Source organism: Microcoleus sp. Pol7_B2, assembly GCF_036701035.1.
GTDB lineage: Bacteria > Cyanobacteriota > Cyanobacteriia > Cyanobacteriales > Microcoleaceae > Microcoleus.
Genome location: NZ_JAUBQB010000087.1, coordinates 1 through 19909, shown reverse-complemented (window position 1 = coordinate 19909; position 19909 = coordinate 1). Strand labels below are relative to the sequence as shown.

The following is a 19909-nucleotide window of genomic DNA, read 5'->3' as shown; positions in this document are numbered from 1 at the left end:
TAAAATCTAAAATCTAAAATCTAAAATCTAAAATCTAAAATCTAAAATCTAAAATCTAAAATCTAAAATCTAAAATCTAAAATCGCTCGATTCCCCACTTATCTAGAAGATGAAAATGAGAAGTATCCCAAGCCGAGATTAATGGCGTACTTATCGTCGCCGTTTGTTTACTTGTTCATAGGGAAAACAATCAATAACGTCAGATAGCATATAACTACCTTTGGAATCTGATTCCATCAGTTCCAAGTAGACAGTCTTGCGAACTTCAAAGTATCGATAGGTTTTGCCACTATTAAAAACAACTTCGAGGGTGTAGCTTTCCTCGTCATAACCAGCAGATTGGATCATGCTAGATTCAACAGGTTCTAGTTTCATGGTAATTCTGCGATGCTTTTATGTAACTATTTATAGTCGATCGCCCTGCAATTTAAGTTTGCCCGCCTAAAAAAACAGAATACCCAGATCCTCGACTTCGCAGAAGTCCGGGATGTAGCGCGCGATCGCACCTGAATTTCCCCTAAAATAATTTCTACTCCCTCAATCCAAAATCTAAAATCTAAAATCTAAAATCGAAATGACTCATTCCACAGATATCGTCACCCTCGCCCGCTGGATGGCAGCCGATTTCAGCAACCAAGCCCAAGCCTTTGAAAACCCGCCATTCTTCGCCCACATCCGCGTTTGCATGAGGCCTTTGCCGATCAAAGTTCTGGATGGGCTCAGCTTGTATCTAGAACAAGCCTACGATATTGAACTGAATGTACCGTACCGAGTCCGAGTTTTGAAATTAGTCCCGGTGGGCGATCGAATCGACATCGAAAATTATGCCATAGAAAACGAAGAACAATTCTACGGCGCTTCCCGCGACCCGCAACGGCTGCAAGAAATCAAAAAAGAACAACTAACACTGCTCCCGGGCTGCACGTTTATTACGCAGTGGACGGGCAACAGCTTCAAAGGGTCTGTCGAACCCGGAAAAGGCTGCATGGTGGTCAGAAAGGGCAAAAAAACCTATCTAGACAGTGAATTCGAGATTGACCAAGACAAATTTATTAGCCACGATCGCGGACGTGACCCAGAAACCGACGCCCACGTCTGGGGAGCCCAAGCCGGCCCTTTTGAATTCACCCGCCGGGCCAGTTTCGCCGACGAAATTCAGGTTTAATCTAAAAAAACAGACTCCTTCCTGGGCGAACACGCTTGATTAAAGGTTCAGAATGCACCAATACCTGGTACATTAACCCAGTATTGGCAAGCAAGATTCACCGTTGATTTATGAAAGTCCTGGTTATTGGTGGCGATGGCTATTGCGGTTGGGCAACCGCACTCTACCTTTCTAACAAAGGTTACGAAGTTGGCATCCTCGACAGCTTCGTGCGGCGGCACTGGGATCTGGAACTGTGCAGCGACACCCTCACTCCCATCGCACCGATTCAGCAACGACTCCAGCGATGGCAAGATTTAACGGGCAAGTCGATCGACTTGTTCGTCGGTGACATCACCAACTACGATTTTCTCAGCAAAAGCATGAGAAAATTTGCACCAGAGGCGATCGTCCATTTCGGCGAACAGCGTTCGGCACCTTTCTCAATGATCGATCGCGAACACGCAGTCCTCACCCAAGTCAATAACGTCGTCGGGACACTCAACCTGCTGTACGCCATCCGCGAAGACTTCCCCGAGTGTCACCTAGTGAAATTGGGGACAATGGGCGAATACGGCACGCCGAATATTGACATTGAAGAAGGCTACATTACGATCGAACACAACGGCCGCAAGGATACACTACCCTATCCCAAACAACCAGGCAGTTTCTACCACCTGTCAAAAGTCCACGACTCCCACAACATCCATTTTGCTTGCAAAATCTGGGGTTTAAGAGCCACCGACTTAAATCAGGGCGTAGTCTACGGCGTGCTCACAGATGAAACCGGCATGGATGAACTGTTGATCAACCGTTTGGACTACGACGGAGTATTCGGGACAGCATTGAACAGATTTTGCATCCAAGCTGCGATCGGTCATCCTTTGACCGTTTACGGCACTGGCGGACAAACCCGCAGCTTCTTAGACATTCGGGATACCGTGCGGTGCGTGGAATTGGCGATCGCCAACCCCGCCGAAGCCGGACAATTCCGCGTCTTCAACCAATTCACCGAACAATTCAGCGTCGGCGACTTAGCCTCCTTGGTGCAAAAAGCAGGCATGGCAATGGGATTAAAAGTAGAAATCAACAACATCGAAAATCCCAGAGTCGAGAAAGAAGAACATTATTTCAATGCCAAAAACACCAATTTGCTAGACCTCGGTTTGCAACCGCACTATCTCTCAGATTCCCTGCTCGATTCTCTGCTGAATTTTGCTACAAAATATCAGCACCGTGTCGATAAAAACCAGATTTTGCCGAAGGTTTCTTGGAAGTAAGTTCTGGTATCTACCTGCGGGGTAAGAGATTTTTTAACGAACCGCGAAGGCGCGTTAGCGAAGCGGGGCGTAAGCGCTAGGGCGCGAAGTAAGAGAAAAGAAGGGAAGAGAAGAGAAATGTTTGCAAGTTCAGAAGGGATTTCGTTGTAGATTAATTTTTTCATATCTATCTTTTTGATCTTTTGTTTTGTGTCCTATGCGTCCTCTGCGCTTAATTGCCAAATGGCATAAGGTTTTTTGTGCAGGCTTTTGGGGAATAAAGCCACACAAAGTCAAATTCTCGTTCTGTTGCTTTTGGTGGTTCTGCCGGGATTGTCAGCGAGGGCAGTTGGTGCTTATTATTTAATAGCTGAATGAGCTGCTGTAACGCCAAGTGATCGATCTAAATTAGTGGCGAGTTAGCGAAGGCTTATCTGCCACTTAAAAAGCAAGATAAATTGCCCGAACAGCACAGGAAATTCACAGAATTAATTGCTTGACCGAAAGTGTGGGAAGGCTTTTAGGTGGGATAATTGTATCAATTGGCATTCAGGGAATTGGCATTTTATCCCAAAAACCTCTCGCTCGAAATAAGCGGTAGTGCAACAGAAAGAAGAAGTGTAGAAAAGCAGCCGATCGCACGCCATGACTTACTCCCCGCGACACAGTGTATCCTGTTAGCGATGACCTTGGCCCCTGGCTATGATTATCGGCTCACTAAGTAACTTATTTTTATGAAAATTGCTCTTTTCACTGAAACATTTCTGCCGAAAATAGACGGCATTGTGACGCGCCTGATTCACACTGTAGATCACTTGCAGCGCGCAGGCGAACAAGTTCTGATATTTTCTCCAGATTACGGGATTAAAGAGTACAAAGGCGCCCGAGTTTACGGTGTGGAGGGTTTGCCTTTGCCGATGTACCCGGAATTAAAAATGGCACTTCCTTCTCCGGCTGTCGGTCGGCAATTAGAGCAGTTTAAACCGGATATTATTCACGTTGTCAATCCCGCTATTTTGGGATTGGGCGGTATATATTACGGCAAAAAGTTCAACATTCCGATTTTGGCTTCTTATCACACGCATTTGCCCAAATACTTGCACCACTACGGTTTCGGAGTCCTCGAACCTTTATTGTGGGAACTACTCAAAGGAGCGCACAACCAAGCAGAATTGAATCTGTGTACTTCTACAGCAATGGTGGAAGAACTCAGAAACCACGGCATCGATCGGGTAGATTTGTGGCAGCGGGGCGTAGATACTGAAATGTTTGTCCCGGAATTGGCGAGTCGAGAAATGCGATCGCGCCTTTCGGAAAATAACCCAGACAGTCCCCTGCTGCTGTACGTCGGTCGCCTCGGTGCAGAAAAAGAAATTGAACGGATCAAACCAGTCCTCGCAGCGATTCCCGATGCCCGCCTCGCCCTAGTGGGAGACGGCCCGCATCGGCAAACCCTTGAACAATATTTTGCCGGTACACCCACTAATTTTGTCGGCTACCTCAAGGGGCAAGAACTCGCAAGAGCTTACGCATCGGCCGACGCCTTCATTTTTCCCTCCCGCACCGAAACCCTGGGCTTAGTGCTCCTAGAAGCAATGGCTGCGGGGACGCCTGTAGTGGCGGCGCGCAGCGGCGGAATTCCCGATATCGTCACCGACGGTGTTAACGGATATTTATTTGACCCCGCCGACGAAGAAGGAGCACTCGCCGCCACCAAGCGTCTGTTTGCGAATCCCGAAGAACGGGAAACCTTGCGCCATAACGCTCGCCGAGAAGCCGAACGCTGGGGTTGGGCCGCCGCCGCCGCACAACTCCAGCGGTACTATCAATCAGTGGTATTTGCCCAGTCTGTGCCCAGAGCAGCCTAAATGTGAGGATCTGTAGCACCTTTAAACTTCACCGCCAGCTTAGTTTCGCTGTTCGATCGTCAGTTGGTAGTGAAGAGGGATGTTTTCCCAGACCGATCAAACTTTTTTGCTGCATAAATTACCGTCGCTATCCTGCTGTTGCGTTTACCATTAAACTATGAGTAAGCTCTGTAGGAATGCCTTGCGCGCTGCTTTCATAGCGCCCTTTACCTGACCGGATAGGGTCGCCGAGTGCGCTAAAACAGTCACACCGCGCGCTGGGGCCGAGCACAGAGCGTCAAATCCACACTGCACTCTCGATCGAACTAAAGCCTGTCACCTAATTTTCAGGCTAGCCGTTTTGCGAACTCAAGTTCAGCTTGAATTGACGAACCCTCATCAGTATCGAGGTTGTAAAAAAGATCGATCGAACATACATAACAAGCAAACTGAAGTTGCGTGCGCCACTTTTGAACTCACGACGATTCATCAAAGCGACAAGCGAGTGCCGATGCCCTGGCAAACAAATTCAAGAGTTTGCACCGCCGCCGCATCTAGCGCCGATCGACCTGCGGTCAGTCTATCCCTCTGAGCAAGCAGTTAATCATGACATTCTCCAATACTGGTAGCGTTCTGGCTACACTGACTCAAGTCAATTTTATGGGGGCATTGACCTCCCGTGTTAAGAGCCTGCCAGTTCCTGAATTAGTGTGCCTGCTGGACTTTATCACGGCTGAATTTCAGCAATTTATCCGGGCGATGGACCTGATTAACAATGAAGCACTCGAAAGTCTCTTAGAGCAACTTTTAGATGCCTTCACTGTCAAAATTGGTCAAATTTTGCAAGCAGACCGGACAACAATTTTTTTGGTTGACTCCAACAAAAATCAACTGTGGCACAAAACAGTCGATCCACTTACGGGCGAGGATGTAGAAGTGCGCTTGCCTATGGATGCAGGCATTTTAGGCTACGTAGCAACAACCGGAAAATCGATCAATGTCGCCGAAGCTCGATCGCACGAGTATTTTAATACCGAAGTAGACGAACCACCGGGCTACCAGATCGAGACCATCCTCTGTATGCCGATTTTTAGCAGCAAGAGCCAACACGAACCCGTAGCGGTGGTCAGACTGTTAAATAAAGCTGGCGATGCCCCCTTTAACGAGGAAGACGAACAGCAGTTCCAGGCTTTTGCAGATTCGATCGGGATTATTCTCGAAAGCTGTCAGTCTTTCTACGTCGTGGCCCGCAACCAGCGAGGGGTTGCCGCACTTTTGAGAGCGACCACGACTTTGGGTCAAAGTCTTGACTTGGAAACAACTTTGCGCTCTGTCATGGATCAAGCTCGCGACTTGATGCAGGCCGATCGCAGCACGCTATTTTTGTTAAATCGGGAAACCAACGAACTTTGGACAAAAGTCGCCAAGGCCGACGGCAAAACGATGGTAGATCTCCGCATTCCTGCTAATAAGGGAATTGCTGGCTACGTGGCTTCGACCGGTCAACCTCTAAATATTACAGATGCTTACGACGATCCCCGCTTTGACCCCTCTGCTGACGGGCAAACGGGATACCGCACTCGGACTGTCTTGTGTATGCCGGTGCATAACGCTAAAGGTGAGCTCATCGGGGTAACTCAGCTAATTAATAAGAACCAAGGTACTTTCACTCCTTCTGACGAAGAGTTTTTGCGAGCGTTTAATTCCCAAGCGGGAATGGCGTTGCAAAATTCTCAACTGTTTCAGAACGTGATGGTGGAAAAGCAGTATCAAAAAGATATGCTGCAAAGTCTTTCTGATGCAGTGATTTCCACGGATTTGAAGGGGCGAGTTGTGACTATCAATGAAGCAGCCCTAGAATTGTTGGGCTGTCCGGTAAATCAAGCTAAAAGCAAACACAATCCCCAGATTTGGGAAGATAAACTGGTGAATCGCTATGTTTGGGAAGTTGTGCCGATCGACAATTTGCAATTTCGACTAGAAGACAGTCTCAAAAATGCTGCCCGACATTACGTTCCCGAACAAAGTTTAACTGTGGGACTGTTGGTAGAAAAAACACTTAATTCCCAACAACAAAAAGAAGAAGAAGAAAGTTATATTTTGGCTGTGCCCGATCGCGCTGAGCCTACTTTATATTACGCTTGGGGCGAAAACCGCGCGTGGACTGAGGAAGTAGCGCTGGCAGAATTAGCTAATGCCCAATCTCTATTTGCCCTGCGAAATTCTGCCCTGTATCACCCTTATTGCCCGCTGCCCATCCCCGCCTCTCGAATTAAAGTAATTGAACGCAGTTTGAATTTGACGGTCAACCCGCTGCTAAATCCAGAGGGCGGAGTGCGCGGCGGTTTAGTGGTACTCGAAGACATCAGCCGCGAAAAGCGGATGAAAAATACGATGTACCGCTACCTGACTCCTGGAGTCGTAGATAAAGTGATGGCCTTGGGCGAAGGCGCCTTGATGGTGGGCGAACGCAAAGAAGTGACTATTTTATTTTCCGACATTCGCGGCTATACCACGCTGACCGAAAATTTGGGAGCGTCCGATGTGGTATCTCTGCTGAACGAATATTTTGAGACGATGGTGGAGGCCGTTATCCACTACGAAGGCATTTTAGACAAGTTTATCGGCGATGCTTTAATGGCAGTTTTCGGCGCGCCCCTGCCGCTGAATCCCCCGGAAAGTCACGGTTGGATGGCGGTGCAGTCGGCTTTAGATATGCGCCGGCGTTTGAAAGAGTTTAATGATTCTCGCCCCGGTGCAGATCCATTTCGCTTCGGAATCGGGATTAGTTCTGGAGAAGTGGTTTCGGGAAATATTGGTTCCCAAAAGCGCATGGATTACACGGTAATCGGGGATGCGGTGAATTTGAGTTCGCGATTGGAACAGCTTACAAAGGAGTACGGATGCGATATAATTTTGAGCGAATTTACATACAGTTTGTGTCGCGAAGGAATTTGGGTGCGAGAGTTAGACAAGGTGCGGGTTAAGGGCAAAAATCAGCCAGTTGGTATTTACGAGTTGCTGCAAAATAGTTCTGAACCAATTGATGGGGAAACCCTTCGGTTTTTGGAACTTTACTCTAACGGTAGGGAGGCTTATATTGCTAGAAATTTTCAGAAAGCTATTAGTTATTTTGAAGCGGCTTTAGCAATGCGACCCAGCGATCGACCTGTGGAAGTTCACCTCGATCGATCCCTGAGCTATTTGGAAGTACCCCCGCCCGATGATTGGGACGGTGTGCATACGATGACAACCAAGTAGTAGCTCATATTACATCCGAGTGCTCAAAAGTAAAAAGATTTGATAAAGATTTTAAATCTTCCTTATGACAGAGTTAACAAGTGTAAAAATGTGAAATGATAAATCGGATGGCATATTAAAGTTAGTATTTATTTCCAGGCTAACAATTAAATGAGTTATTTATCTGTTCCGAATGCCACAAAAGCCGATCGCATTCTGGTGGTAGACGACGCACCAGATAATGTTTTGTTGGTTCAGACAATCCTAGAAGAAGAAGGTTACGAAATTAGCACGGCGGAAAACGGCTTTTCTGCCTTGAGTCAAATTGACAAGTCAGCCCCGGATTTGGTACTGCTAGACGTGATGATGCCGGGAATGGATGGTTACGAAGTCACTAAACGAATCCGAGAAAATAAGGAATTGCCGTTTATGCCGATTTTGCTGATCACTGCTCACGACAGTGCGAGCGTAGTGCAGGGATTGGACATGGGAGCAGACGATTTCATCCGCAAACCAGTAGAAATGGATGAACTGCTGGCGAGGGTTCGATCGCTCCTGCGACTAAAACACAGCGTAGACGAGCGCAATTCGATCGCCCTCCAGCGCGAAGATTTTGTCTCCCGACTCGCTCACGACTTGCGGACGCCCCTCGTAGCAGCCGATCGAATGCTAACTTTAATGCAGCAGGGAGCTTTGGGAGAAATTTCCCTTCCCATGCGCGACGCTTTCGGGACCATGGTTCGCAGCAACAAAAACCTGATCGCGCTCGTAAATATGCTGCTGGAAGTCTACCGCTACGAAGCAGGCGCCAAATCCCTAAGTTTCGCTGCAGTGGACTTGCGCCAGCTTATTACTGAGGTAGCTGAAGAACTAGCTCCCCTAGCGGATGCTAAAGGTTTGTCGGTAAATTTAGACTTGACAGAAAGTGCAGAAAGTGCACCGATTGCGAAGTATCCGGGCGATCGTCTGGAACTCCACCGCTTGCTGACAAATCTCATCGGAAATGCGATTAAATTCACCGACAACGGCTCAATAGATGTCAGCTTAAAAGCTGCCAATTCACCTGCTTATACGAGCTTCAAAAACCAACCGCTGGCATGGGTAATAATAGAAATAAAAGACACTGGTGCTGGTATTTCTCCCACCGAAAAAGCAAAGTTATTTGAAAGGTTTGGTTCGGGAACTCACAAGAGATCCGCTACAGGTTTGGGACTACACCTCTGTCGGCAAATTGTCGAAGCTCACCGCGGGACGATCGAGGTAAAATCAGATTTGGGCAAAGGCAGTTTGTTTACTATTCGCTTGCCTTGTTAGAGCGGTATAAATAACTCTAACTTTCGGGTGCTAAATGCCCACATTAGTACAGAAAAACTCTCATTGTAGGGTGCAAAGTGCGTACCTAATAGAATTAGGGTTAATTTACGCGATGTCATATAATTACTTGGCAACAGAATTTATGGCAATATGTCTAACTGTCCAGTGTGCGGTGCTGAATACCTAGAAGAAAAAGCAGAGTTTTGCTCGATTTGCGGCTGGGATTTGACTCCCTACCCGCAACGTGCTAAGCCTTCCAAAACTTATTTAAAAAAAGAACAAGTTAGATTGCAGTGGGCTAAACAAATGTGGGAATTGGCTCGCAATCAACAAAATTGGTCAGCTAAATTTGATGAGTTGCAGAGCGAATTTCAGGAAGGTGCGATCGCCCGCACGTACATTCAATCTCAGTTAGAATGGGTTCTGTACCGCCTCGAACAACTAAACCCCGAATTGATTGTCAGCACTCTACTGCGACTAGAACACAAAATCGGCGCCATACCTGACTCAACTCCGGCTATCTCGGAAGTGGGGATGGACTACCGCCAACTGACAAAGCTATTAGAAACCGGAAAATGGCGCAAAGCTGATGAACACACTTGGGAAATCTTGCTGCAAATCGCTGTCAGGCAAGACGAAGGCTGGCTGAGTGCAGCCGATATTGACAGTTTTCCTCTTACAGACCTTCGCACGATCGACCAACTTTGGCAACAATACAGCAGCGGGCGGTTCGGGTTAAGCGTGCAGCAGCAGATTTGGGAAAGTACCGAGGCAAATTATACTGAATTTTGCGATCGAGTCGGCTGGCGAGTCAAGGAAAATTGGAAATATTACAGCGAACTCTCATTTAACGAAGATGCTCCCCCCGGACATCTCCCCGTCACCGCATGGAGACAGCGCGCCTGTTACGGTGCTGGTAAACTCACCGCAGCAGAAAACTTTGCCCGCATCGCTGCGAAACTTGCAACTGGCGATCGCTAATTATCGAAAATAAAAAATTCAAAATCGACATTAACTGCTATAATCAAAACGGTTTAGCAACTGGGGCTGTGGCTCAGATGGATAGAGCAAGCGCCTCCTGAAGCATCGGGCACCCTACGAGGAAACTCTGGGAGTGAATGTGGTCAAATTTGGTGAAACCTAAAGAGTTCGTGGATTCCTATAACTCTAAGGCAATACCAAGCCAAGCCTGAGTTCAGGGCGATTAAACAATCGCCTATATTGAAATCAGGAAGGTTTAGAGACTAGACGGTCACCACCTAAAAGCTGCAAGCATATGGTGAAGGTATAGTCCAGAGAGTGGGGAAACTCACACAAATCTGAAGCGCTAGGTCGCCGGTTCGAACCCGGCCAGTCCCGTTAAAAATCAAGAAAAATTAACAGCAGGAGGGGTAAGCCTAAGTTTTGCCCCTCTTTTTTGCATATCCGCTAACGAATTCGCCCACAGACGAATACTTGCTTGAAGATGAGGACTTACGCAGAACCTCTATAGAATCCATCTGAAATCTAAAATCTAAAATCTAAAATCACCTGTTTAAGCCCCACCACAAGCGTAGAGTCAATCTAAAATCTAAAATCTAAAATCTAAAATCTATGATCCCGCGACCCTTTTTTAATTTTTAATTTTTAATTCCTGTTAGTGGGCTATACGTGCGGTATTTTTTGTTATGGTTCCTTTGTGAGTTACATAAAATTTTTATAGGTTTAGATGTGGTTAAGAATCAACTCAAACACGCAGCGTTACAAGCGTTTGAACACTTCACGCAGTTTTTGGTTCCTAGTAGGGCTTTTGACGGCGTGCTGGTTTGGCTATCAGCAGGTTAAGAGCGAATTTCAGAGACCCCAAGCTTTGTTAGTTCTAGGTGGGGCTACGGAGCGAGAGGTGTTTGCCGCCAAATTTGCTCGGGATCATCCTGAATTGCCGATTTGGGTGTCGTCTGGGAGCAATCCGGAGTTCGCGGAATGGGTATTTTCAGAAGCGGGAATTGAGTCCGATCGCCTGCACTTAGACTACAGAGCGGTGGACACGGTAACAAATTTTACCACCCTGGTAGATGAATTGAAAGCTCAAGGGATTGAGAGCGTGTATCTGATCACTTCTGACGATCATATGCGGCGAGCTCAGATTATCGGCGAAATCGTACTCGGCAGTCGAGGCATTACCTTTAAGCCTGTGGCAGTTCCGTCTGGGCGAACCCCCGAACCGGTGGAAAAAGCTATTCGCGACGGCGCTAGGGCTATTCTTTGGCTGACAACCGGTTATACGGGTGCTAACTTCAGCCAAGCCAGAATTGAATAAACAAAGGAAAGCATTGAGCAAGTTTTAAATTTTTTCCCATTCCCTCTGGTTTTAAAACTTGTCTTCTATAGCGATTTAAGACATCGGGGAGACGCTGATAACAAATGGGTAAAAGGAGAGAAGAGAAAAGAAGGAGTAGTTTAAAATTAGTAGATGAACTTCAAAAGCTAAAGTTAATGACCGACCAAATTCTGCCACAAGTTCTAGAGCAAATTTTGAGTGACAGCAAAACGCCGGATGCTGTTTTTTCGGCTTTGGTGCCGGCTTTAGGGGAGGTGTTAAATTGCGATCGGGTCTTTCTCTACCTCCGCAATCCTGAAACGCAAATGGGCAGAGTACCTTACTGCTGGCGTCACAACTCGAACATTCCAGAGGTTTGGGACGCAGAATGGAAAAAAGAACCGGAATCTTTAGGGGAAGAAGACCCTTTGTTTGCAGCAGCTTTGCGAACTGAACCTTCGATTTTTGTTGAGGATGTTGAAACAGCAAATCCTGAAGTTGTCAACAAAAATTTTGAGGCAAAAGAGTTCGGACATCGAGCTTTGATTCACGCTCACCTTTGTGCTGACGGCTTATTGTGGGGGGTTTTGCAGCCTTGTATGTTCGATCGCCCCAGAGTTTGGACTGACTTCGATCGCCAAGTTATCGCAGCAGTTACAGAAAAAATTTCGCCTTTAGCTGTCGCTTATGTCACCGCCTCAGCATCAAAAGATGAGCGATAAAAATCAATAATTTACCTGTAGGGAGCGCGTGGGCAATGAATGAATGTCCAGTTCAGACTAAAACCGCGTCTAGAATCGCGGTTTTAGTCGAATCTCAATACCCTTCCCGGGGGACGAAACACCGTTTCCGGTTCCCCCCTTTTTTAGTTAGGGGGGATCGATGCGCTAATTTTCACCGAAAAGTCTGGTACTAAATTTGAGCGGACTGTTCTCACCAATGGTGAGGTGTGCATCGCCCTAGGGATAGACTCGGTGCACAATTCTTGTTTAAAAAACGCCCCAATTTTGAATGCCCCGACTGCTGAAAATCCCTTGAGCCCGACTAATATCATCCTCAGCGCCATCTACTACCACCAAATAATCGCCTGCCCGCAGGCGATCGGTGTAAATTCTAGCTGTTTCTTCGGGAATTCCCAAGTCAGTCAAGGCCTTCACCACTCCACCGAAAGCCGCCGCCGAGACGCCAGTGCTTGCTACGCTAGCCACCAGTGAGGCGCCCAAAGTGCCCGCTGCAATCATCGGCCCGATTCCGGGAATAGCTAAACTTCCGAGACCCACTAGCACGGTGGCTAAAGCACTATTTGTCAGAGTGTCTGCTACCACTCCTGCTCCTGTGTCTAGATTTTTATCGCCCACCTGAGCGATCGTTTCAGTCTCGCCTATAGACTCGCCTGCATCCCTAGCAACAACCGAAACTTTATCCATTGGAAACCCGGAAGATTTCAATTCTGTCAGAGCTTGCTCCGCATCTTCGCGGTTAGAAAACAATCCCAACGCGCGGGTTTGATTGCTTGTTACCATATCTTTCTTCTTATCTCCTGTCCAATTAAACTCAAATTCAAGCCTAATTATTGCGCTTGTTTTCAATCACTTATATTGATATTTTTCGATGTTTATCTTCAGCATTCATCTATCTGTAGATATAACCTGAAAACAGCAACAAAAGTTATAAAATCAGCGACCCAAATCGTGCATGGCATTAATCTCGATCGCACATCTTTGAGTCAACGCTTGCAACTCCTCGCGATCCGAGGAACCGGGCGCTTCAATTAGCTTGCCAATTCGCACCGTCAGCGGCACCGGACGCGGAATTCCCGAACCTTTCGACGAAATCGCGTGAGTTCCCCACAAACTAACAGGTAACAGCGGCGCTTTTGCCTTAGCAGCTATCAGCGCAGCACCTAATTTCGGTTCAGTAATTCTGCCATCTGGCGTGCGAGTTCCCTGCAAAAATACACCCGTCGCCCAGCCATTTTCCAAAGATTGGATAGCCGATCGAATGGCACTGCGATCGGCACTTTCCCGCTTGACTGGGTAAGCACCGTAAAGCGTAATTGCCTGCTTCAAAATAGGAACTTTAAATAACTCTTCCTTTGCCATAAATGCCACAGGCCGCCTCATGCAATTCGACAAAATCGGCGGGTCAAAATCGCTGGCGTGATTGCTGACTACTACCACAGGCCCTTCTGTCGGAACATTTTCTGCACCGTAGATGCGGCCTCGAAAGTAAAGGTGCAGCATCGGGCTGACAATTGACCATTTGAATAAATAGTAGAGAAGTAAACTTTCGACGGGTTCGCGACTTTTGCTCACAGAAAAACCTTAAATTTTAAATTACATCGAATATTAGCGTATCAGTTCAGCAATGACAAATGAATAGTATTTTGAGGTTTGTAGGGTTGCCTGCGCTTGGAAACCGCGTCTACACACACAAAACCCACCTACGTGGGTTAAAGAAGAAGTCCGCCGGCGCGGACGCAAGCTTGTGTAGCGCCAGACTTCAGTCTGGTGGACTATTTCACTGAATGTCGGAGGTTTGCAAAGGCTCAATTTCTGGCCAGCATAGCTTTTTGTCCTTCCGAAGAAGTCGCATAGCCCAAGAAATCCTTAACTGCTTGGCTAGGAGGATTTTTGTAGGCGTAGTACAACTGCCGCTTGTAAGGATAATTACCCGCATCCGGCGTCGCACTGTTGACTGGAACAACGCGCACCGTTCTCTGATTGACTACTTGAGCGAATGTGGCATAATCAATGCCGTTCTTGCCTAAGAGACTTGCAGCAGGGGAGTTGCCGCATCTCGATCGAGCGTGGTAATAGTTTGCGTCGTGCCAAACTCGCCACCTCCGAGCACTTGTTCTTTAAACGTTTGGTGAGTGCAGCTAACTGCCGGTGTGTTAATTACTTTAATCTGGGTCGCCGTGCCGCCGACTTTCGACGAGTCTTGAGTATTTCCCTTGAAGATTATCTTGAACTTGAGCGGAGGAACTTATACCGTTACGGTGTCAGAAACCAATACCACAAAATCTGCTTATGGGGGTCAGTTGCGCCTCTATGACGTGCATATCGCCAAGATGTTTGAGGTGACATATTCGGACTGTCAGGAGATACCCAACGCTGGCGGTAGAACTTGGTATTACCGCGCCGGGAATGGTAAAATTGACATGGGGCAATTCAGAATAAACTGTCAGTTGGCTAGCGATATTGCTAATACTTATGGTTTAGGGAAACCAGAGCGTACTGCGAGTAGAAATCCTTTTTCTTAGCAAGATATTGGCAGAAATTCACGACAAACTCGTAGACTATGTTGAAAATGGAGCGCGTGTAGTTTGGGTGATTCATCCTAAAGAACATTATGTGTTGGTGTATCGATCGTCCCAAGATCCTGATCGCCGGCTCAAGTCCGCTGATTCCTTTGATGGCGAAGAAATCGTCCCCCGCTTTACTCTTCCGATTGCGGAGTTATTTCAAAAACTGGCTTTTTAAGCAAATATGATATAAGCTAGTTATAAAAACTTATAGGAATCTTGTATGCTCGATTCATTTCAGATACACAACTTTAGGCTATTTCCACACCTTGAAGTTAAAAATCTGGGTCGTGTCAACCTGATTGTTGGCAAAAATAATTCAGGAAAGAGTACATTTCTGGAAGCAGTAGAACTATATGCCAGCAACGCTTCTGCTACCGTCATGCTTGAGCTTGTAGAGTCTAGGCAAGAGACTTGGTTTAGCGAAGCTCAGCCACATTCCCAAAATTTTATCAGTAATCCTGTGCGGCATCTATTCTTTGGGCATAAATTGCCCAGTATAGGAGGAGATGGGATTTCTCTTGGAGAAGTTTCTTCAAACATAAAACTCCGGATCGGCGCTGGCGCATATCAGAATAAAAATGATGACGAAGGCACAATCAGGAAAATTCGCATCTCTGATGTGGAGTTTGACGAAGATATATCTAATGTTGAAGTTTTTCTCGTAGCAGAAGAAGGCGAAAAAACTAGAAGGATTTTCAGATTAGATAGAAATATCAGAGATATTCGACGTAGCTCTAGAATTTTTTATGAAAGGCAGGAATCAGAGTTTAAATACACATGGCAGATTGTTTCTACAGCCAATATGCCTAATCGAAAATTAGCTGCTCTTTGGGATTTAACGAGCTTGACAGATTTAGAGTCGGAGGTTATTTCTGCGCTTCGTTTAATTGACGATCGAGTTACTGGAGTCGCTTTTGTAGAGGACGTTAGTAGAGGTACTGCAAGTGACAACCGTGTTCCTTTAGTAAAAATTAAAGGCATAGACGAACCATTACCTCTCAAGAGCATGGGAGATGGTATGACTCGTTTGTTTCATATAATTGTTGCACTTGTCAATGCTCGAAACGGACTTCTATTAATTGATGAATTTGAAAATGGATTGCACTGGAGCGTGCAACCGAAAGTTTGGGATATTGTTTTTCAGATATCGGAGAGACTTAATGTTCAAATTTTTGCAACAACTCACAGCCGCGATTGTATTAAGGGTTTCTACCAAGCCTGGAATAACTATCCTACCCTTGGTGCTTTCTTCAGATTGGATGCCAAAAATGAATCCGTAAAAGCAACAGAATATACATCTGAGAGCCTGAGTGATTCTATTGACATGGATGTTGAAGTACGATGAGTAATACAAGCGAAGTGTCTGATAAGGATAGTGTTTGCAAGCAAGATACCGATAGAGTTTTACTTGTTGAAGGAGATAATGATTGCCATGTGGTGATGGCTTTATGCAAAGCTCATAATGTTCCTAAGACTTTCGGTATCTATCAATGCGGTTCAGATATCGGGGTTTTGAAGCGACTAAATGCGCTGATTATACGTCCTAATCCTCCTCAAGTAATAGGAGTTATGCTTGATGCGGACAAGCCTTCTCTTGAAGGCAGATGGCAAATTATAAAAGGCAAGTTACAACATTACAACTATACGTTACCGAACAAACCTGATGCTGATGGAACGGTAGTCGAGACTTCTTCAGATGAACCTAAACTGGGGTTTTGGCTGATGCCTAATAATCAAGATTCTGGTATGTTAGAAGACTTTTGTGCTGAACTTGCAGAACCAGCATCTTTGACATTTGCACGAGAATGTGTTGAACAGGCACAGGATAGTAAAGTAACAACATTCAAAGAAGTTCATCGTAGTAAAGCAGTGATTCATACATATCTTGCTTGGCATGATGAACCTGGTTATCCTTTGGGAAAGGCAATTACAAGTCAAGCTTTGCGTCCTCACACAGATGTCGCATTAAAATTCACTAATTGGTTAATACGTTTATTTGTGGAAGGATTGATCGCGTAATTCCCGCTATCGTCCTAAGAGAGTGCTCGCAAACTATAGTAGAGTTAATTCATCTCAAAATTCCAAGTAATAAGCTAGTCATATAAAGATAACTTCTAGGAGGCGATAAGCATGACAAACATATCTAACGAAAAAACAGCTATCATCCGTACATAAAAAGGATTGACCCTCCCATGTACGCGCATGACTATCTACGACATCATGGACTATGTAACGGCTCAATATGCGCCTAAGTTTATCAGGGGATTGTTTGACCTTACAGAGGAACAAATTAATGCGGCTTTAGCTTATATTATTGAGGCAAATCGCGCTGATGTTGAAGCTGAGTATCAAAGGGTTCTTAAGGAAGCTGAGGAACTGCGGTTGTACTACGAAGAAAAAAATCGCGCTCTGATTGCTAGAATTGCCGCCCAACCACCAAGACCCGGAACGGAAGCTGCATGGGAAAAGCTTCGAGCGGCTAAGGCAAAACGTGAGGCTAAAGCATGATTTTTTTGATAGATCATAATCTCAATGGACACGCCATAATTTTGTTGGGCTCTATTGCTAATCAAGGTTGGCTTGATATCATCCCAATTCGTTTTGTCACATTTGCACAAATGGAATTGCCCATTTATAGCGATGACCGAGTAGTTGGGCGACTTGCTCAAGAAAATCAGATGATTGTGCTCACAGCTAATCGCAGTATGAAAGGCAAGGATTCCTTAGAACAAGTAATGCGCGAAGAAAATACTCCTAATTCATTACCTGTGATTACGATTGGAAACGCTGATAGATTACTGAATGATTGGGAATATCGAGAACGTTGTGTTGAGAGTCTAATAAAGATTGTGCTTGGTATTAATGGCTATATGGGTGTAAGTCGGCTTTTCATCCCATGAGGGTGTGGTCGAGATTGTTCAAGAAGTGCGCTCGCACTTTGATTGCCAATAAATGTAGTGTTTAAAAAGTGATACCCATGTTAAAAGAATTAAAAACCATTACTCTTGCAACTCTGCTGGTATTAGGAACAGCTAAACTGGGTTCTACTGCACCTCTCCCAAGTCCTAATAATCAAGGGGATTATATAGGAAGAACTTATCATACTTATTGGGAAGTAGTAGACTCAGACCCAAAGGGGTTAAATTGTCGCATGAATTATTCTTTTGAAGAATTTATGCGTGTTGACAACCGCACTCCATTTGATGTTTTTAATTGGTCTGTAGTTGGTGTTTTAAAACAGGGACAGCGTTTTGAAAGCTTTCCTGGTAATGCTGGTGTTACTTTCCGTGATACCAGGGGTTTACCTTGGCTTTTTGTAGGAAAAACCTACACTGCTGGTGCGGCGCAAGGTTGTTTTATTCGCGCTAATAGTCAATTTGTCAAACCAATACAGATGTCACCAACCCGCGTACAACCTCAAGCGAGTCAACCGCTTACAAGTTCCACAGCGCTGCCGATGAAGCTTGGTCTTGACGAAGGATTTGGATCGATTGTAGTACCAGAAAGCGATACCACAGCATCGGCGTATGGAGGACGCTTAAGGCGATATGACGTTCACATTGCCAAAATGTTTGAAGTCACCCACTTTATGTGTCAACAAGAAAATTTAACACCCGGTATTACTTGGAATTACGAGGCTGGAGGTGGCAGGATTAATATGGGAAGTTTTGTAATAACCTGCCGACTTGCTAATCAAATAGCTAGTGCCTATGGTTTAGGTAAGTCGGAACCTACGAATGTGACTTTTTCGGCTGGTGAAGTCGGTCGCCCTGCTGTCAGAAGTTTCAACATTCCCATCCTAGATATTACAGGTGATAAAGTACCACGCTGGGTGAGTTTTGTGCAGGGATTTCAGCCAGTGAGAAGGTAGGGTCATCGCATTTGTAAGATGTAGGGTCTGTCATAAGTAAAATTATTCTTTCATCTAAAATTACTCTCAATTTGATGCACCCTACATCTAAGCTTGTGATTAAACTGGTTAAAATGGCTAATTTTGCTATTGAAGCTCGGTCTCGTTAGCTAAAGGTTCGATAACACTGCCTCATGGCAAGTCCTATTCTCAAATTGGAGATTTATTTTCCCTGACGCATCGTACAAGTGCTAAACTGTAACAACTTAGTGCTATCGCTGCTGGAAGTCTGCCGACATTAAATTAATATTGATAATTTTTGATTTGGTTGTAGAGGCTCACGATATGGATACTCAGGAACTTTTAAATCATTACCAAACAGGAAAAAGGGATTTCTCGGGTATTTACTTAAGCGATACCGATTTGAGTGGTGCTAATTTGAAGCGTGCTAATTTAAGCGGTGCTAATTTAAGCAATACCGATTTGAGTCGTGCTAATTTTACTTGTGCTAATTTAAGCGGTGCTAATTTGTGGGAGACTGATTTGAGTGGTGCTAATTTAAGCGGTGCTGATTTGTGCGACACTGATATGTCTGGTGCTTACTTGAGAGGTGCTAATTTATGTGATGCTAATTTGTCGAATACTGATTTGTCGGGCGCTGATTTGTCTCTCACTTATTTGAGTGGTGCTAGCTTGTGTGGCGCTAATTTAAGCGGTGCTAACTTATGTCGTGCTGATTTCTCGGACACTGATTTATCTGGCGCTGATTTGAGTAGTGCTAGGTTATGTGGTGCGGATTTAAGCGGTGCGGATTTAAGCGGTGCTGATTTAAGTGATGCTGATTTAACAGAAGCCAATCTTCAATCCGCGAATCTCCAAAGGGCCCACCTCATAGCAGCGGATCTCACAGATGCAAATCTTGAAAGAGCATATATAAACCAGGCGAATTTTACAGAAGCTTACCTCACCAATGTAAATCTAGAATTAACCATCTCTGAACCGAGAGCAACAAACACCAGTGGGACTCAGCTAAAGTTAAATTTTACATATGGAGAGACTTCTGACGCTAATATTTCTAAGCACACAAATGAAGAGACTTCTGACGCTAATATTTCTAAGCACACAAAAATACAGGGCATATTAGCTGAGCTGGGAAAAAGTTTGGGTTTTACAGTATGGATTGCTAGAAATGACCATCTAAACAAATATAAAAATCAACAACTAGGAAAACTTAGCTCAAAGAACTTTCCTTTAATAGTGCCTCAAGATTTTCCTCGAAAAATTGAGAAAATTATTCAGCTCATAGATGTTATTTAGTTTCCAAAAAAAATTAGCAAATTGAAGCAGCTTTTGAGGTGGAATGCACTACGATGATTTACTCAGGTTTGCTGCGAATGGCAGACCTTTCACTTTGTTTAAAACGTGGGCTGTTGGCATATAACGCTCCTGATTGTCCTTGCTATATAGTTCTTCCTAAAGCAAAGAAAAGGCTTTTTGAAAAACAGTTAGGTAGACCCATATTTCAAGAGCTTCAAATCTTTCAGCTTTGCAAAGCAATTAATATTGAAGATATACAGCAAATTCCATGTAAATGTGGTACACTACATTCAGTACATCAGCAGAAAAAATGAAAGCTTATTCGCTCG

At 45.2% G+C, this 19909-nt stretch carries 21 protein-coding genes; 17 read left to right on the top strand and 4 right to left on the bottom strand.

Translation table 11 applies throughout. The annotated features are described in order from the left end of the window. Nucleotides 1-150: 150 nt before the first annotated feature. Nucleotides 151-375 carry a KTSC domain-containing protein gene (locus tag QUA57_RS24305; RefSeq protein WP_333064123.1) on the bottom strand — a complete coding sequence of 75 codons (225 nt, stop codon included), beginning with the start codon at nt 373-375 and terminating at the stop codon, nt 151-153. 199 nt (nt 376-574) lie between these two features. Here QUA57_RS24305 and QUA57_RS24300 point away from each other — a divergent pair, with 199 nt between their 5' ends. The 8 genes from QUA57_RS24300 (at nt 575) to QUA57_RS24265 (ending at nt 11825) form a co-directional block, all read left to right on the top strand. Then, on the top strand, nt 575-1165 hold the full coding sequence (locus QUA57_RS24300) for a chromophore lyase CpcT/CpeT (protein ID WP_333064124.1): 591 nt from the start codon (nt 575-577) through the stop codon (nt 1163-1165). 110 nt (nt 1166-1275) lie between these two features. Next, on the top strand, nt 1276-2424 hold the full coding sequence (locus QUA57_RS24295; protein WP_333039493.1) for an NAD-dependent epimerase/dehydratase family protein: 1149 nt from the start codon (nt 1276-1278) through the stop codon (nt 2422-2424). A 713-nt stretch (nt 2425-3137) separates the two neighbouring features. Further along, the gene (locus QUA57_RS24290) at nt 3138-4271 is read left to right on the top strand and encodes a glycosyltransferase (RefSeq protein ID WP_333064127.1); all 1134 of its coding nucleotides are present in this window, start codon (nt 3138-3140) and stop codon (nt 4269-4271) included. Nucleotides 4272-4856: 585 nt separating this feature from the next. Further along, complete coding sequence (locus QUA57_RS24285) at nt 4857-7511, top strand: GAF domain-containing protein (RefSeq protein WP_333064129.1); 2655 nt, start codon at nt 4857-4859, stop codon at nt 7509-7511. Nucleotides 7512-7661: 150 nt separating this feature from the next. Then, the gene (locus tag QUA57_RS24280; RefSeq protein ID WP_333064131.1) at nt 7662-8804 is read left to right on the top strand and encodes a hybrid sensor histidine kinase/response regulator; all 1143 of its coding nucleotides are present in this window, start codon (nt 7662-7664) and stop codon (nt 8802-8804) included. A 150-nt stretch (nt 8805-8954) separates the two neighbouring features. Continuing rightward, on the top strand, nt 8955-9785 hold the full coding sequence (locus QUA57_RS24275) for a GUN4 domain-containing protein (RefSeq protein ID WP_333064132.1): 831 nt from the start codon (nt 8955-8957) through the stop codon (nt 9783-9785). A 727-nt stretch (nt 9786-10512) separates the two neighbouring features. After that, a complete protein-coding gene (locus QUA57_RS24270) occupies nt 10513-11103 on the top strand; it encodes a YdcF family protein (RefSeq protein WP_333064134.1) in 591 nt (196 codons plus the stop codon). Between the two features lie 176 nt (nt 11104-11279). Further along, on the top strand, nt 11280-11825 hold the full coding sequence (locus QUA57_RS24265) for a GAF domain-containing protein (protein WP_333064135.1): 546 nt from the start codon (nt 11280-11282) through the stop codon (nt 11823-11825). Between the two features lie 267 nt (nt 11826-12092). Here the strand turns inward: QUA57_RS24265 and QUA57_RS24260 are convergent, their stop codons facing one another. The 3 genes from QUA57_RS24260 to QUA57_RS24250 form a co-directional block, all read right to left on the bottom strand. Next, a complete protein-coding gene (locus QUA57_RS24260) occupies nt 12093-12626 on the bottom strand; it encodes a hypothetical protein (RefSeq protein ID WP_333064136.1) in 534 nt (177 codons plus the stop codon). Between the two features lie 153 nt (nt 12627-12779). Next, nucleotides 12780-13418, bottom strand: a complete 639-nt coding sequence (locus QUA57_RS24255; protein ID WP_333064137.1) for a lysophospholipid acyltransferase family protein — start codon at nt 13416-13418, stop codon at nt 12780-12782. Nucleotides 13419-13651: 233 nt separating this feature from the next. Next, the gene (locus tag QUA57_RS24250; protein ID WP_445304507.1) at nt 13652-13816 is read right to left on the bottom strand and encodes a hypothetical protein; all 165 of its coding nucleotides are present in this window, start codon (nt 13814-13816) and stop codon (nt 13652-13654) included. 243 nt (nt 13817-14059) lie between these two features. Between QUA57_RS24250 and QUA57_RS24245 the strand changes: the two genes are divergently transcribed. The 9 genes from QUA57_RS24245 to QUA57_RS24205 all read left to right on the top strand — a co-directional run bounded on the left by QUA57_RS24245 (nt 14060) and on the right by QUA57_RS24205 (nt 19894). Next, the gene (locus tag QUA57_RS24245) at nt 14060-14368 is read left to right on the top strand and encodes a hypothetical protein (protein ID WP_333064139.1); all 309 of its coding nucleotides are present in this window, start codon (nt 14060-14062) and stop codon (nt 14366-14368) included. A 7-nt stretch (nt 14369-14375) separates the two neighbouring features. Further along, on the top strand, nt 14376-14588 hold the full coding sequence (locus QUA57_RS24240; RefSeq protein WP_333064141.1) for a hypothetical protein: 213 nt from the start codon (nt 14376-14378) through the stop codon (nt 14586-14588). A 45-nt stretch (nt 14589-14633) separates the two neighbouring features. Beyond that, nucleotides 14634-15758 carry an AAA family ATPase gene (locus QUA57_RS24235; RefSeq protein WP_333064142.1) on the top strand — a complete coding sequence of 375 codons (1125 nt, stop codon included), beginning with the start codon at nt 14634-14636 and terminating at the stop codon, nt 15756-15758. Then, nucleotides 15755-16432, top strand: coding sequence for a DUF3226 domain-containing protein (locus tag QUA57_RS24230; protein ID WP_333064144.1), 678 nt, complete (start codon nt 15755-15757; stop codon nt 16430-16432). The genes QUA57_RS24235 and QUA57_RS24230 overlap by 4 nt, the downstream gene beginning before the upstream one ends. Nucleotides 16433-16615: 183 nt before the next feature. Next, nucleotides 16616-16921 carry a DUF433 domain-containing protein gene (locus tag QUA57_RS24225; protein ID WP_333064146.1) on the top strand — a complete coding sequence of 102 codons (306 nt, stop codon included), beginning with the start codon at nt 16616-16618 and terminating at the stop codon, nt 16919-16921. After that, nucleotides 16918-17313 (top strand): ACP S-malonyltransferase, encoded by a 396-nt coding sequence (locus QUA57_RS24220; RefSeq protein ID WP_333064147.1) that lies wholly within the window; start codon nt 16918-16920, stop codon nt 17311-17313. Before QUA57_RS24225 ends, QUA57_RS24220 begins: the two co-directional genes overlap by 4 nt. Before the next feature lie 77 nt (nt 17314-17390). After that, nucleotides 17391-18284, top strand: a complete 894-nt coding sequence (locus QUA57_RS24215; protein WP_333064148.1) for a hypothetical protein — start codon at nt 17391-17393, stop codon at nt 18282-18284. Between the two features lie 324 nt (nt 18285-18608). Beyond that, nucleotides 18609-19580: a pentapeptide repeat-containing protein gene (locus QUA57_RS24210; protein ID WP_333064150.1), complete on the top strand. Its 972-nt coding sequence runs from the start codon at nt 18609-18611 to the stop codon at nt 19578-19580. A gap of 77 nt (nt 19581-19657) precedes the next feature. After that, complete coding sequence (locus tag QUA57_RS24205) at nt 19658-19894, top strand: hypothetical protein (RefSeq protein WP_333064151.1); 237 nt, start codon at nt 19658-19660, stop codon at nt 19892-19894. Nucleotides 19895-19909: the final 15 nt, after the last annotated feature.

Bases quoted from the DNA above. Each gene is read 5' to 3' on its own strand.
- QUA57_RS24305 (WP_333064123.1), bottom strand. From the start codon at position 375: ATGAAACTAGAACCTGTTGAATCTAGCATGATCCAATCTGCTGGTTAT.
- QUA57_RS24300 (WP_333064124.1), top strand. From the start codon at position 575: ATGACTCATTCCACAGATATCGTCACCCTCGCCCGCTGGATGGCAGCC.
- QUA57_RS24295 (WP_333039493.1), top strand. From the start codon at position 1,276: ATGAAAGTCCTGGTTATTGGTGGCGATGGCTATTGCGGTTGGGCAACC.
- QUA57_RS24290 (WP_333064127.1), top strand. From the start codon at position 3,138: ATGAAAATTGCTCTTTTCACTGAAACATTTCTGCCGAAAATAGACGGC.
- QUA57_RS24285 (WP_333064129.1), top strand. From the start codon at position 4,857: ATGACATTCTCCAATACTGGTAGCGTTCTGGCTACACTGACTCAAGTC.
- QUA57_RS24280 (WP_333064131.1), top strand. From the start codon at position 7,662: ATGAGTTATTTATCTGTTCCGAATGCCACAAAAGCCGATCGCATTCTG.
- QUA57_RS24275 (WP_333064132.1), top strand. From the start codon at position 8,955: ATGTCTAACTGTCCAGTGTGCGGTGCTGAATACCTAGAAGAAAAAGCA.
- QUA57_RS24270 (WP_333064134.1), top strand. From the start codon at position 10,513: ATGTGGTTAAGAATCAACTCAAACACGCAGCGTTACAAGCGTTTGAAC.
- QUA57_RS24265 (WP_333064135.1), top strand. From the start codon at position 11,280: ATGACCGACCAAATTCTGCCACAAGTTCTAGAGCAAATTTTGAGTGAC.
- QUA57_RS24260 (WP_333064136.1), bottom strand. From the start codon at position 12,626: ATGGTAACAAGCAATCAAACCCGCGCGTTGGGATTGTTTTCTAACCGC.
- QUA57_RS24235 (WP_333064142.1), top strand. From the start codon at position 14,634: ATGCTCGATTCATTTCAGATACACAACTTTAGGCTATTTCCACACCTT.
- QUA57_RS24230 (WP_333064144.1), top strand. From the start codon at position 15,755: ATGAGTAATACAAGCGAAGTGTCTGATAAGGATAGTGTTTGCAAGCAA.
- QUA57_RS24225 (WP_333064146.1), top strand. From the start codon at position 16,616: ATGACTATCTACGACATCATGGACTATGTAACGGCTCAATATGCGCCT.
- QUA57_RS24220 (WP_333064147.1), top strand. From the start codon at position 16,918: ATGATTTTTTTGATAGATCATAATCTCAATGGACACGCCATAATTTTG.
- QUA57_RS24215 (WP_333064148.1), top strand. From the start codon at position 17,391: ATGTTAAAAGAATTAAAAACCATTACTCTTGCAACTCTGCTGGTATTA.
- QUA57_RS24210 (WP_333064150.1), top strand. From the start codon at position 18,609: ATGGATACTCAGGAACTTTTAAATCATTACCAAACAGGAAAAAGGGAT.
- QUA57_RS24205 (WP_333064151.1), top strand. From the start codon at position 19,658: ATGGCAGACCTTTCACTTTGTTTAAAACGTGGGCTGTTGGCATATAAC.